Annotated in this window: 13 protein-coding genes; 10 read left to right on the forward strand and 3 right to left on the reverse strand. The window is 70.8% G+C overall.

All coding sequences use genetic code 11. The features are described from left to right. Positions 1–8 precede the first annotated feature (8 nt). Complete coding sequence (locus tag ACZ6I3_RS23065; RefSeq protein WP_469416950.1) at positions 9–329, forward strand: hypothetical protein; 321 nt, start codon at positions 9–11, stop codon at positions 327–329. 96 nt (positions 330–425) lie between these two features. Here ACZ6I3_RS23065 and ACZ6I3_RS23070 read toward each other — a convergent pair whose 3' ends face one another. Beyond that, positions 426–1,352 (reverse strand): RNA polymerase sigma factor SigF, encoded by a 927-nt coding sequence (locus ACZ6I3_RS23070; protein ID WP_469416952.1) that lies wholly within the window; start codon positions 1,350–1,352, stop codon positions 426–428. A 242-nt stretch (positions 1,353–1,594) separates the two neighbouring features. Here ACZ6I3_RS23070 and ACZ6I3_RS23075 point away from each other — a divergent pair, with 242 nt between their 5' ends. The 4 genes from ACZ6I3_RS23075 to ACZ6I3_RS23090 all read left to right on the forward strand — a co-directional run bounded on the left by ACZ6I3_RS23075 (position 1,595) and on the right by ACZ6I3_RS23090 (position 5,254). Then, on the forward strand, positions 1,595–1,972 hold the full coding sequence (locus ACZ6I3_RS23075; RefSeq protein WP_189726744.1) for an STAS domain-containing protein: 378 nt from the start codon (positions 1,595–1,597) through the stop codon (positions 1,970–1,972). A 243-nt stretch (positions 1,973–2,215) separates the two neighbouring features. Further along, positions 2,216–2,770, forward strand: a complete 555-nt coding sequence (locus ACZ6I3_RS23080) for an ATP-binding protein (RefSeq protein WP_469416954.1) — start codon at positions 2,216–2,218, stop codon at positions 2,768–2,770. 203 nt (positions 2,771–2,973) lie between these two features. Continuing rightward, positions 2,974–3,681 carry an LPXTG cell wall anchor domain-containing protein gene (locus ACZ6I3_RS23085; protein ID WP_469416956.1) on the forward strand — a complete coding sequence of 236 codons (708 nt, stop codon included), beginning with the start codon at positions 2,974–2,976 and terminating at the stop codon, positions 3,679–3,681. A gap of 478 nt (positions 3,682–4,159) precedes the next feature. Then, a complete protein-coding gene (locus ACZ6I3_RS23090; RefSeq protein WP_469416958.1) occupies positions 4,160–5,254 on the forward strand; it encodes a hypothetical protein in 1,095 nt (364 codons plus the stop codon). An 84-nt stretch (positions 5,255–5,338) separates the two neighbouring features. On the opposite strand, the gene ACZ6I3_RS23095 is transcribed toward ACZ6I3_RS23090, so the two are convergent. After that, positions 5,339–6,835 carry an oligopeptide:H+ symporter gene (locus ACZ6I3_RS23095; RefSeq protein ID WP_469416959.1) on the reverse strand — a complete coding sequence of 499 codons (1,497 nt, stop codon included), beginning with the start codon at positions 6,833–6,835 and terminating at the stop codon, positions 5,339–5,341. Positions 6,836–7,268: 433 nt separating this feature from the next. On the opposite strand from ACZ6I3_RS23095, the gene ACZ6I3_RS23100 reads away from it, so the two are divergent. Further along, positions 7,269–7,946, forward strand: a complete 678-nt coding sequence (locus ACZ6I3_RS23100; RefSeq protein WP_189726740.1) for a response regulator transcription factor — start codon at positions 7,269–7,271, stop codon at positions 7,944–7,946. 32 nt (positions 7,947–7,978) lie between these two features. Then, complete coding sequence (locus tag ACZ6I3_RS23105) at positions 7,979–9,256, forward strand: ATP-binding protein (protein ID WP_469416961.1); 1,278 nt, start codon at positions 7,979–7,981, stop codon at positions 9,254–9,256. Between the two features lie 19 nt (positions 9,257–9,275). On the opposite strand, the gene ACZ6I3_RS23110 is transcribed toward ACZ6I3_RS23105, so the two are convergent. After that, positions 9,276–9,770 carry a GtrA family protein gene (locus ACZ6I3_RS23110; RefSeq protein ID WP_469416963.1) on the reverse strand — a complete coding sequence of 165 codons (495 nt, stop codon included), beginning with the start codon at positions 9,768–9,770 and terminating at the stop codon, positions 9,276–9,278. Positions 9,771–9,933: 163 nt separating this feature from the next. Between ACZ6I3_RS23110 and ACZ6I3_RS23115 the strand changes: the two genes are divergently transcribed. From ACZ6I3_RS23115 to ACZ6I3_RS23125, 3 genes are read left to right on the forward strand one after another with little or no spacing between them, the layout of a single operon-like run. Continuing rightward, positions 9,934–11,073 carry a 5-(carboxyamino)imidazole ribonucleotide synthase gene (locus ACZ6I3_RS23115; RefSeq protein ID WP_469416965.1) on the forward strand — a complete coding sequence of 380 codons (1,140 nt, stop codon included), beginning with the start codon at positions 9,934–9,936 and terminating at the stop codon, positions 11,071–11,073. After that, the gene (gene purE / locus ACZ6I3_RS23120) at positions 11,070–11,597 is read left to right on the forward strand and encodes a 5-(carboxyamino)imidazole ribonucleotide mutase (protein WP_469416967.1); all 528 of its coding nucleotides are present in this window, start codon (positions 11,070–11,072) and stop codon (positions 11,595–11,597) included. The genes ACZ6I3_RS23115 and purE overlap by 4 nt, the downstream gene beginning before the upstream one ends. A 5-nt stretch (positions 11,598–11,602) precedes the next feature. Further along, entirely contained in the window at positions 11,603–12,790 is a 1,188-nt protein-coding gene (locus tag ACZ6I3_RS23125; protein ID WP_469416968.1) for a dipeptidase, read from the forward strand. Positions 12,791–12,822: the final 32 nt, after the last annotated feature.

The following is a 12,822-nucleotide window of genomic DNA, read 5'->3' on the forward strand; positions in this document are numbered from 1 at the left end:
CGGGACGGATGACGAAGCACTGGTCGGCACCGCTACTGGTGAACCTGCTGCTCGGGATCCCGGCAGTGGTGCCGATCTGGTTGCTCTGGTACCTCACGGCGAATTGGCCGCTCACCGAACTCGGGCTGACGGTGCGGGAACCGACGGAGAACGACGGCATGGCCCTCTGGCTGGTCATCGTCGTCCCGGTCGTCGCGCTGTTCGGCCTGATCTGGTGGCTGGTCAACAGCCCCCTCAGGCGCCGGACGTCACTGGCCCCGCGTACGTACTGGCTGCTGAGCCTTCTGGCGCCGCTCCTCCCCACGGTCGTCCTGATCCTCGTCTCCTGAAGATCACGGCCGTGGCCGGCCTGTGGCACGCGCCCGGGGGCGGACCGTTCGGTCCGCCCCCGAAGGACACGTCACCCGGCAGGGATCACACGAGGATCACTCCTCGACGGTCAGCCCCTTGCGGAGCCGTACCAGCGTGCGCGACAGCAGTCGCGACACGTGCATCTGCGAGATGCCCAGTTCCTCGCCGATCTCCGACTGCGTGAGACCCGCGACGAAGCGCAGGGACAGGATCTTCCGGTCGCGCGGCGGGAGTTCGGCGATCAGCGGCTTCAACGACTCGACGTACTCGATGCCTTCGAGTCCGTGGTCCTCGTAGCCGATGCGGTCGGCGAGCGCGCCCTCGGAGTCGTCCTCCTCCGGCTGGGCGTCCAGCGAGGAGGCGGTGTAGGCGTTCGAGGCGGCCATGCCCTCGACGACCTCGTCCTTGGACAGGCCCAGGCGCTCGGCCAGTTCCGTCACCGTCGGGGCGCGGTCCAGCTTCTGCGCCAGCTCGTCGCCGGCCTTGGCCAGGTCGAGGCGGAGCTCCTGGAGCCGGCGCGGCACGCGCACGGACCACGAGGTGTCACGGAAGAAGCGCTTGATCTCGCCGACGATGGTCGGCATGGCGAACGTGGGGAACTCGACGCCCCGGGAGAGTTCGAACCGGTCGATCGCCTTGATCAGGCCGATGGTGCCGACCTGGATGATGTCTTCCATCGGCTCACTGCGGGAGCGGAACCGGGAAGCGGCGAACTTGACCAGCGCGAGATTCAGTTCGACAAGCGTGTTGCGGACGTACGAGTACTCGTGTGTGCCTTCCTCCAGCGCTTCGAGGCGCTGGAAGAGGGTCTTGGACAGAGCCCGTGCGTCGACCGCGCCGACCTGCTCGTACGGGGGGATGTCCGGAAGTCCGGCGAGAACGTCGTCCTGTGTGACGAGCGTCTCGTCCTGTTCGATGGGATCCAGATGTTCCGGAGGGGGTGTCGACGTCGCATTCTGGGTACGCGATGCGTCGAGCCGGGGTGACATGATGTCCTCCATCGTTCTCGGCATAAGGCTGCCGGAGCCGTTACGTGCACTGCGGTGTGCGGCGCCTCCAAAGCCGGCCGTGGTGTCGGGTACGTGTCCTTACTAGGCCTACCCGCTTTCCTGAGCCCACCGCAAGTGCGTTCTGTGGGCATATGTCCGTTTGTGTGTAGTTGTTCGGGTGTCGAAGCACGTCAGGAAGGCGTAGTGTTCGAGGGCGTCAGCAAGCAGCCTCGACGTCAGGAGAGAGAGACGGCATGGACCGCGGGACGGTCGGCAGCGCACAGTCTGGCCGGCTTCTGGTGGAGGTGCGGGAAGAGGGCTCTAGTGCCGTCGTGACTCCGGCGGGTGAGTTGGATCACCACACCGCCGATTTGTTGCGTGAGCCACTCGAGGACTGCCTCGCCAAGGGATTCAAGCGCCTGGTCATCGACTGCGCGCGCCTGGAGTTCTGCGACTCCACGGGGCTGAATGTGCTCCTCGGCGCACGGCTGAAGGCGGAGGCCGCCGGTGGCGGCGTGACCCTCGCCGGGATGCAGCCGGTGGTGGCGCGCGTCTTCGAGATCACGGGCGCGGACGCGGTCTTCACCGTCCACGACACGCTCGAGGCGGCCCTGGCCGACGAGTCGAGCTGAGCGGCGGTGCGTCGGCGCGCCGAGCCTCGGCCTTCCCCCTGTGACCGACGTCCTATGTCCGTCACGCCTTTCGTGCCGAATCCGGGGGTGTTCCGCCGGGACGCCAGGGCAGGAGACATCCTGAACCTGTTGGCTACCGGGGTGGCGGGGGTGCAGCGAAACCGATATGCCGCGCGCTGCGTGACTGACTGTGTACAGAATCTTTTGAATCGTGAACTGGTGAATCGGTGAGGTGAAGCGCTGATGAGCACCACCCGGCCTTACCCGCCGGGCGACCGCGGGCCGGAGCCCAGCGGCGCTTCCGGGGCGTCCGAAGGTGGCGTGCCGGCGGCCACGGTGTCCGGCGAGGGCGTGGGCGCGCCGTCCGGAGCTGCGGCGCCGCCGGGGGGCCGGCAGGTGCGCCGGCTGAGCTTCGAGGGGGAGAGCGGTGTCGTCCCGCTCGCCCGCGACTTCACCCGCCAGGCGCTGTACGCGTGGGGCTGGCTGCCGGCCGCCTCCGCCGACCAGCGGGCCGCAGCGGAGGATGTGCTGCTCGTCGTCTCCGAGCTGGTCACCAACGCCTGCCTGCACGCCGAGGGGCCGGACCAGCTCTGGATCACCTGCGACAACAAGGTGATCCGCCTGGAGGTCGCCGACCGGGGCACCGGGCAGCCGGCTCCCCGTAACCCGCACCGGGCGGGGCGTCCGGGCGGCCACGGCATGTTCATCGTCCAGCGGCTCTGCCTGGACTGGGGTGTCGTGCGCACGCCGGGAGTGGCCGGCAAGACGGTGTGGGCGGAACTGGGCGCACCTGCCTGACGGGCTGCGGTCCGACCGGGCGCTGCCCGACCGGATCCCGCGCCCGGGGATTTCTCCGCCGTACATCCCTCATACGTCACTTTCACCGCGCGCCGGATCGTCATGGATCCGGCGCGCTCTGTGTCTTCCTTCCTCAAGGCCCCGGGCGTACCTTGACGGCCCGATCTGATGCGCCGTCAGGAAACAGGAAGGGGAGTGGCACCGTGTCGTACCGGAATCGAACCGCCGCGCTCGCGTCCGCCGCGGCCCTGGCCGGCTCGGCGGTGTTGATGGCCGCCCCCGTGGCCCGGGCCGAGGTCGTCGACGTCAACTACCAGTGCAAGACGCCGATCGGCGACAAGAGTGCCGTCTCGCCCATCGACATCAAGGGTGTCGAGGACGGCGACGGCTACAAGATCACCATGTCCTGGCAGAAGGGCGTCTCCTCCAGCCCGGTCGAACTGGGCAAGGGGGCGATGACCCCGAGCGCCACGATCGCCCTGGGCGGCGCCGACAACGGCACGCTGACGGTGACCGGCCCCGCCAACGACGCGGCCCTTCCCGCCAACACGCCGATCAAGATCAACGACCTGAGCGGGACGTACCTGCCGAAGAAGAGCGGCAAGGTCACCTTCACGGCCGGCGTCCTCACCATCAAGGCCCTCGGTACGACGACCACATGCACCCCGACCAACGACCCGGGACCGTCCCTGACCCTCGACGTCAAGGCCGCGAGCGGTGGCGGCAGCACCGGCTCCGCCCAGGGCGGCGACTCCGGCTCGGACTCCGGCACCGGCGCCGGGCTCCCGCAGACCGGGCCCGAGGACTCGGCCATAGCCCTCGGCACCCTCGGAGGGACGGTCCTGCTCGCCGGCGCGGCGGGCGCCCTGTGGCTGACCCGACGTCACCAGAGCGCACGCGCGGGCCGCTGACCGCGGGGGACACACGGCGGATCGCCTGCCGGCCGGCTGTCGAGTGCCGGACGTACCGGACGGGCACGGCCGGCCGCCGGGCCCGAGCGGCATCGCCGGCCGCCGGGCCGACCGGCGCCCGGCCCACCCGCGTCGGTCGTTCGTACGGCCGCTGCCGCTGCCGCTGCCGCTGCCGCTGCCGCTGCTGCCGCTGCTGGACCCGCCTGTCCGGATGGACCGCCGACGCGCTGCCGCTGCCGGACCCTGCCCCCTACGACCGTCGGAGCCGCTGCTGCCGGGCGGTCCCACCTTCGCGCTGCCGATGCCGGACCACTGGAAGCCGTGGCGCGCTGCCGATGCCGGACCACTGGAGCCGTGGCCGTGCTGCCGATGCCGGATGAGCTCCCAACTCCCGGAGCCCCACCCCCGATCTGCCCAAGCCGGATCAGCCCCACAAGCGCCGGAGCCGCGCCCGCCCGTACGACCGCTGGAGCCGCCCATGTCGCCCGCTGCCCGAGTCCCGTACCTGTCCCTGCCCGTCCTGCTGGTGCTCCTGCTGGTCCTGACGGGGGCCGGGCCCGTCGGGGCGGTGGATCGGCCCCGGGTCGAGTTGTCCGAGGGGCAGGCCGGAGCCGGTGGTTCGGTCACTGTCAGCGGCAGTGGCTGGCGGGCGCGTGCTCTGCTGACGTTGCTGGTCTGCGGGCAGGCCGAGCCGGACCGGGGCGTGACCGGTGGCACCAACTCCTGCGCCAACGCGGACGGCCGGGCCGTCACCACCGACGCCGAGGGACGCTTCCGCCGCGCACTGCCCATCGTCGAACCACCGGTGCCGTGCCCCTGCGTGGTGCACGTGGCGACGGCGACCGGCGCGGATGCCGAGGCCGACGCGGCCCTCCGGATCGCCGGGCACACGGTCGAGCCGCTGCCCGCGGAACGGTCCGGCGGGCGGCTCTCCCTGCTCGCGGACACCCGGCTGCGCGGCGCCGGCGGGCTGCTGACCTGGTTCGGCTCCCCGCCCGCCCGGACCCTCGAGGTCACCGTCGGCAACGTCGGCACGTCCCCCGTGCGGAACCCCGTCTTCCAGGTCGGCACCGCACACGGCGTGTTCGCCCCGCGGTGGCAGGACCAGCGATGGCGCGGCACGATCCGGCCCGGCGGCGAGGCCCGCATCGAGCTGCCCGTGGAACTCGCGGCCGGGGCGCACGGCGACTACACGGTGTCCCTCAAGTACGGCGGCAAGGTCCTCGCCGAACACCCCTGGGGCGTCGGCCGTCCCTGGGGCGTGACGCTGTTCTGGGCCCTGGTCCTCCTGGTCGTACCGGCGGCCGTGTTCCGCGCCGGCCTGGCCGTGGTGGACCGCGTACGGCCTCGCCACCCCGGCCACGCGGCCCGCCGGGCCCGTCGTACGGGGCTGCCCGCGCTGCCGCCGATGACGAAAAGGCGCGCCGGGACGGGCACCCCCACCGCGGCCCCGGCCCCGGCTCCGGCTCCGGCCCCGGCCCCGGCCCTGCCCTGGGTCACCCCCGACGCGGGCCCGGAAGACGCGGACCGGTCCTCCTCGCCACCCGTGAGAGACCCGACGACGAAGGCCTGACGTGCGTGAACACCCTCACGCACGTCGAAGGGCCGCCGCACCCTCGGGATGCGGCGGCCCTTCGTCATGGCCCGGCGGGGCGCGTCAGCGGACGTCGCCCATGAGTTCCTTGACCTTCTTGCGGTACATCCACACCGCGGCACCGGCGAGGACGGCGAGCGTGGCCTCGAGAGCCACGATGTTCGTCTTGTTCAGGTCGACCCCGGCGATGGAGAGCAGGCCGGTCGTGGCGTCACCGGCGGTGACGGCCAGGAACCAGACGCCCATCATCTGCGAGGCGTACTTCGCGGGCGCCATCTTCGTCGTCACCGACAGACCGACCGGGGAGAGCAGCAGCTCACCGACGGTCTGCGTGAAGTAGATCGCCACCAGCCACAGCGCCGCCGCCTTGTGACCGCCCTCGGCGATCGACAGCGGGGCCAGGAAGAGGAAGAAGGACGCGCCGACCAGGACCAGACCCGAGCCGAACTTCACGATCGTGCTCGGCTCCTTGCCGCGCCGGTTCAGCGCCAGCCAGAACCAGGCGAAGACCGGGGCCAGCGCCATGATCAGGACCGGGTTGACCGACTGGTACCAGGAGACCGGGAACCCCCAGCCGAAGACGCTGTTCTCGGCGGAGGAGTCCGCGAAGATCGACAGCGTCGAGCCGCCCTGGTCGTAGATCATCCAGAACACGGCCGCGGCCACGAAGAACCAGATGTACGCGGACATCTTCGACTGCTCGGCACCGTCCAGGTCCTTGTCGCGCTTGATGCGGACCAGGACCATCGTCGGGACGATCACGCCCAGCAGGGTCAGCGGGACCAGGACCCAGTTCAGCGTGTAGTGGCCGGAGAAGCCGACGATCGCGTAGAAGACGACCGCGATTCCGGCCCAGATCGCCGCCTTGCGCAGCGTCGAGGCCTTCTCCTCGCCGGACAGCGGCGTCGGGACGACGCTGGAGCGCTCGGCCAGGTTGCGCGAGCCGATCAGGAACTGGACGAGACCCAGCGCCATGCCGAGCGCGGCGAGCGCGAAGCCCAGGTGCCAGCTGACGCTCTCGCCGATGGTGCCGATGATCAGCGGCGCCGCGAAGGCACCGAGGTTGATGCCCATGTAGAAGACGGTGAAGCCACCGTCGCGGCGCGGGTCGTCCGGTCCGTCGTAGAGCTGGCCGACCATCGTCGAGATGTTGGCCTTCAGCAGACCCGAGCCGATCGCGACCAGGCCGAGACCGGCGTAGAAGGTGCCGGAGGAGGGCAGGGCCAGCGTGAGGTGGCCCAGCATGATGACGCCGCCCGCGATGGCGACGGTCTTGCGCGGCCCCCAGACGCGGTCGCCGAACCAGCCGCCGGGCATGGTGAGCAGGTACACCAGCGACACGTACACCGAGTAGATCGCCGTCGCCGTGCCCGCGTCGAGGTGCAGGCCACCCGGTGCCACCAGGTACAGCGGGAGCAGGGCCCTCATGCCGTAGTAGGAGAACCTCTCCCACATCTCGGTCATGAAGAGAGTGGCCAGTCCGCGGGGGTGGCCGAAGAAGGTCTTCTCGGAGCCGGGGGTGCCCGGACGGGCCGAGTCCTTCGTCAGGCTGGACGCCATGGTCGTTCCTTGCTGGTCGGGACGCGCCCCGCGACAGCGGTGGAGCGCCCGGTGGGGGGCTGTCGGCACCGGAGCGTACGGCCGTCGCCCCCGACGCCTACGGGGGTCCGCTCCGGGTCACGGAGCGGTGGGCGGTCGCCGGCCCGACAAAAAAGAGACCTTCAGGGCAGAGGGCCACAGAAGGTCGCCTAGGGCTACAGGCGCTGATTCACCATACGGCAGGACACTGCCGCATATGGAAGGACTTGAGAGGAGGATCACAGGTGTCGGGGGAACCGTGAGCCCTACTTCCAAGGTCCTTACCAGGATCGCACCCCATAGGCAGAGGTTCGTCCACGTTCCCCCGGAACGTAAGAAGTGGGTATGCCAACGGTAAGAATCAACGCTTCCGGTCACACCCCAGCTCACGGCCTCGCAGGTCTACCATCACTCCATGACCCGTGTACTGCTCGCCGAGGACGACGCGTCCATCTCGGAGCCGCTGGCCCGTGCTCTGCGCCGGGAGGGCTACGAGGTCGAGGTGCGTGAGGACGGCCCCACCGCTCTCGACGCAGGACTGCAGGGCGGCGTCGACCTGGTCGTGCTCGACCTGGGTCTGCCCGGCATGGACGGTCTGGAGGTGGCCCGCCGCCTGCGTGGCGAGGGCCACACCATCCCGATCCTCATCCTGACCGCGCGCGCCGACGAGGTGGACACCGTCGTCGGGCTCGACGCGGGCGCCGACGACTACGTCACCAAGCCCTTCCGGCTCGCCGAGCTGCTCGCCCGCGTCCGGGCCCTGCTGCGGCGCGGTGCCGCCGAGCCGCAGCAGCCGCCCGCCACGCACGGCGTGCGCATCGACGTCGAGTCGCACCGCGCCTGGATGGGCGAGGAGGAGCTCCAGCTCACCGCCAAGGAGTTCGACCTGCTGCGGGTGCTGGTGCGCGACGCGGGCCGGGTCGTCACCCGCGACCAGCTGATGCGCGAGGTCTGGGACACCACCTGGTGGTCGTCGACCAAGACCCTCGACATGCACATCTCCTGGCTGCGCAAGAAGCTCGGCGACGACGCGGCCAACCCCCGCTACATCGCCACCGTGCGCGGTGTGGGCTTCCGTTTCGAGAAGAGCTGAGCCACGGAGCAGGCAGGCACGGGTAACAGGACATGCGCCGCCGACTGATCCAGTCCACGCTCGCCGTGGTGCTGGTCGTGATCGCCGTCTTCGGTGTCTCGCTCGTCATCGTCGAGACCAGGACGATCAGCAACAGTGCCCAGGAACGGGTGGAGTCCGAGGCGGTCCGCCTCGCCAGCATCGTCGACAGCCGGCTCTTCGGTGCCCAGCAGGTCGACGCCGAGGTGCTGCGCGACCAGGTCACCCAGGACCGCTACTACGCGGTGATCCGCCTCCCCGGCGAGGCGCCCATCGAGGTCGGCAGCAAGCCCTCCGGTGACGTCATCAGCGCGACCGCGCCCGGCGAGGAGGGCGAGACGGTCACCGTCCAGGAGCCGCGCTCCTCGGTGACCCGCGAGGTCGGCCGCACGCTGCTCATCATCGCGCTGGTCGCGCTGCTGGCGGTGGTGGCCGCCGTACTGCTGGCGGTCCGCCAGGCGAACCGGCTGGCGTCCCCGCTGACCGACCTCGCGGAGACCGCCGAGCGGCTCGGCTCGGGCGATCCCCGCCCCCGGCACAAGCGGTACGGCGTGCCCGAGCTGGACCGGGTGGCGGACGTGCTGGACGGCTCCGCCGAGCGCATCGCGCGCATGCTCACCGCCGAACGCCGACTGGCCGCGGACGCCTCCCACCAGCTGCGGACGCCGCTCACGGCCCTGTCCATGCGGCTGGAGGAGATCACCCTCACCGACGACCCGGACACGGTGAAGGACGAGGCGACGATCGCGCTCACGCAGGTCGAGCGGCTGACGGACGTCGTCGAGCGGCTCCTGACCAACTCCCGCGATCCGCGCACCGGCTCCGCCGTCACCTTCGACCTCGACGAGGTCATCCAGCAGCAGCTCGCCGAGTGGCGGCCGGCGTATCGCAGCGCGGGCCGGGCCATCGTCAGCTCCGGCAAGCGGCATCTGGAGGCGGTCGGCACGCCCGGCGCGGTCGCGCAGGTGCTGGCCGCGCTGATCGAGAACTCCCTGATGCACGGTGGGGGCACCGTGGCCCTGCGCACCCGCGTCACGGGCAACCAGGCGGTCATCGAGGTCACGGACGAGGGCACCGGCGTCCCCGCCGACCTGGGCGCCCGCATCTTCGAGCGGGCGATCAGCGGCCGGAACTCCACGGGCATCGGCCTCGCCGTCGCCCGCGACCTGGCGGAAGCGGACGGCGGCCGTCTGGAAATGCTCCAGACCAAGCCCCCGGTCTTCGGCCTGTTCCTGTCCCGTACGGCCGCCCAGTCGTCGATGACGGACGAGGACGAGCCGATGGTCCGCTGAGGCCCTCGTCGCGGTACGGCTACGGCACCCGCTGCTTGTTCCGCTCCGGCTCCGCCGTCGGGCCGGTGTCCTCCGACGCAGGTGCCCGGGCCGGGAGCGCGACGAAGACCCACGTGCGGTACGACCAGAAGCGGAAGAGCGTGGCGACGCCGATGCCGACGAACTTGAAGATGTTGTTCTGCAGCGGGGTGTTCCAGCCGAAGCCGTAGGTCGCCGCGTACAGCACGCCGTTCTCGATGACCAGGCCCACCGCGCTGAACAGCAGGAACAGGGTCATTTCCCGGGTGCGACCGCCCTTGTCGCGGTCGCGGTACGTGAAGTAGCGGAAGCCGACGTAGTTGAAGATGATCGCGACCACGGTCGCGATGACGCTCGCGCGCACCACCTGGAGGTCGGTGACATGCCGCACCAGGTTGAACACGAGGAGGTTGACGAGCACCCCGGCCCCGCCCACCGCGCCGAACTTGGCGACTTCGCGAACGAGCCCTCGGAGCCGAGCGGCACCATGTCCCATGGTCGTGCAGGCCCCCGTCCCTCAATTGGCGTCAACGCAGCCATGCTAACCACCCTCCCGCGCGATCTTCCTGCGGATACCGGTGGACGGCCGGAGATGGTCCGGGACGGGGCGGGGAGGGACAGGAAACCGGCCACCTTGGCGCGGCCGATACCCTGAGGGAGTGACGTTTCCGGTAGTCGGCATGGTCGGCGGTGGCCAGCTCGCTCGTATGACACACGAGGCGGGCATCCCGCTGGGCATCAGGTTCAAGCTTCTCAGTGACACCCCGCAGGACTCAGCTGCGCAGGTCGTGAGCGATGTCGTCATCGGCGACTATCGCGACCTGGACACGCTGCGCGAGTTCGCCCGCGGGTGCGATGTGATCACCTTCGATCACGAACATGTACCCACCGAGCATCTCAGAGCCCTGGAGGCGGACGGCATCCCCGTGCGCCCCGGCCCCGACGCGCTCGTGCACGCCCAGGACAAGGGCGTGATGCGAGCGAAGCTCGACGCGATCGGCGTGCCCTGCCCCAGGCACAGGATCGTCTCCGATCCGCAGGACGTGGCCGCCTTCGCCGCGGAGGGCGACGGCTTCCCCGTCGTCCTCAAGACCGTGCGCGGCGGCTACGACGGCAAGGGCGTGTGGGTCGTCGACTCCGTCGAGGAGGCCGCCGACCCGTTCAAGGCCGGTGTCCCCGTGCTCGCCGAGGAGAAGGTCGACTTCCTCCGCGAGCTCGCCGCCAACGTCGTACGGTCGCCGCACGGCCAGGCCGTCGCCTACCCGGTCGTGGAGTCCCGCCAGGTCAACGGCGTCTGCGACACGGTCGTCGCCCCGGCCCCCGGCCTCGACGAGGACCTCGCGGTCCGGGCCTCCGAGATGGCCCTGAACATCGCCAAGGAGCTCGGTGTCGTCGGGCACCTCGCGGTCGAGCTGTTCCAGACCCGCGACGGACGCATCCTCGTCAACGAGCTGGCGATGCGCCCCCACAACTCCGGCCACTGGTCGATGGACGGCGCGGTCACCAGCCAGTTCGCCAACCACGTCCGGGCGGTCCTGGACCTGCCCCTCGGCGACCCGCGCCCGCGCGCCCCGTGGACGGTCATGGTCAACGTCCTCGGCGGCGACTTCCCGGACATGTACTCCGCGTACCTGCACTGCATGGCCCGCGACCCCCAGCTCAAGATCCACATGTACGGCAAGGACGTGAAGCCCGGCCGCAAGGTCGGACACGTCAACACCTACGGCGACGACCTGGACGAGGTGCTGGAGCGCGCCCGTCACGCAGCCGGCTACCTGAGAGGCACCATCACCGAATGAGCCCTGTTGTTGGCATCGTCATGGGGTCCGACTCCGACTGGCCCGTCATGGAGGCCGCCGCGAAGGCCCTCGACGAGTTCGAGATCCCCTACGAGGTGGACGTCGTGTCGGCCCACCGCATGCCGCGCGAGATGGTCGCGTACGGCGAGCAGGCCGACGGCCGCGGGCTCAAGGTGATCATCGCCGGGGCCGGCGGCGCCGCCCACCTGCCCGGCATGCTCGCCTCGGTCACCCCGCTGCCGGTCATCGGCGTGCCCGTGCCGCTGAAGTACCTCGACGGCATGGACAGCCTGCTGTCGATCGTGCAGATGCCGGCCGGTGTGCCCGTCGCGACGGTCTCCGTCGCCGGTGCCCGTAACGCCGGTCTGCTGGCCGCCCGCGTCCTCGCCGCCCACGACGAGGAACTGCGCGGCCGGATGCGCGATTTCCAGCAGGAGCTGAACGACCAGGCCACCGAGAAGGGCAAGCGCCTGCGCGCCAAGGTCGAGGGCTCGGGCGGCTTCGGCTTCGGCGCGGGGAAGTGACGGCGATGACCTCCCTGGAGTCGGCCCGGGAACTCCTGCACGAGTTCCCGGTCGCCGACGGCCACAACGACCTGCCCTGGGCGCTGCGCGAGCAGGTCCGCTACGACCTCGACGCCCGCGATGTCGCCGCCGACCAGAGCGCCCACCTGCACACCGACATCCCCCGGCTGCGCGCGGGCGGCGTCGGTGCGCAGTACTGGTCGGTCTACGTCCGTACGGACTCGCCGGACCCGGTCGCGGCCACCCTCGAACAGATCGACTGCGTACGGCAGTTGCTGGCCCGCCACCCCGGTGACCTCAGGCCCGCGCTGACGGCCGCCGACATGGAGGCCGCGCGCGGGGAGGGCCGGATCGCCTCCCTCATGGGCGCGGAGGGCGGCCACTCCATCGCCAACTCCCTGGGCACCCTGCGCGGTCTGCACGGGCTCGGTGTGCGCTATCTGACCCTCACCCACAACGACAACGTGGACTGGGCGGACTCCGCGACCGACGAACCGAGGGCCGGTGGCCTCACCGCCTTCGGACGCGAGGTCGTCCGGGAGATGAACCGGCTCGGCATGCTCGTCGACCTCTCCCACGTGGCGGCGACCACCATGCGGGACGCGCTCGACACGAGCACCGCGCCGGTGATCTTCTCCCACTCCTCCGCGCGGGCCGTGTGCGACCACCCGCGCAACATCCCGGACGACGTCCTGGAGCGGCTGCCCGCCAACGGCGGTGTCGCGATGGTCACGTTCGTACCGAAGTTCGTGCTCCAGGCGGCCGTGGACTGGACCGCCGCGGCCGACGAGAACATGCGCGCCCACGGCTTCCACCACCTCGACACCACCGCCGAGGCCATGAAGGTCCACCGCGCCTTCGAGGAGCGCCGGCCGCGCCCGGTCGCGACGGTGGCGACGGTCGCCGACCACCTGGACCACATGCGCGAGGTCGCCGGCGTCGACCACCTCGGCATCGGCGGCGACTACGACGGCACGGCCTTCACCCCCGACGGCCTCGACGACGTCTCCGGCTACCCGAACCTCCTCGCCGAGCTGCTGGAGCGCGGCTGGTCGAAGGCCGACCTGGCCAAGCTGACCTGGAAGAACGCGGTACGGGTGCTGGGCGCGGCGGAGGACGTGTCCCGTGGCCTTCAGACGACCCGGCCGGCGTCCAACGCCACGATCGAGTCACTCGACGCGCTCGACGGCTGAGTGTCCAGGGCGGGGCAGCCGGTGTAACCGGC

Source organism: Streptomyces sp. NPDC041940, from assembly GCF_055589465.1.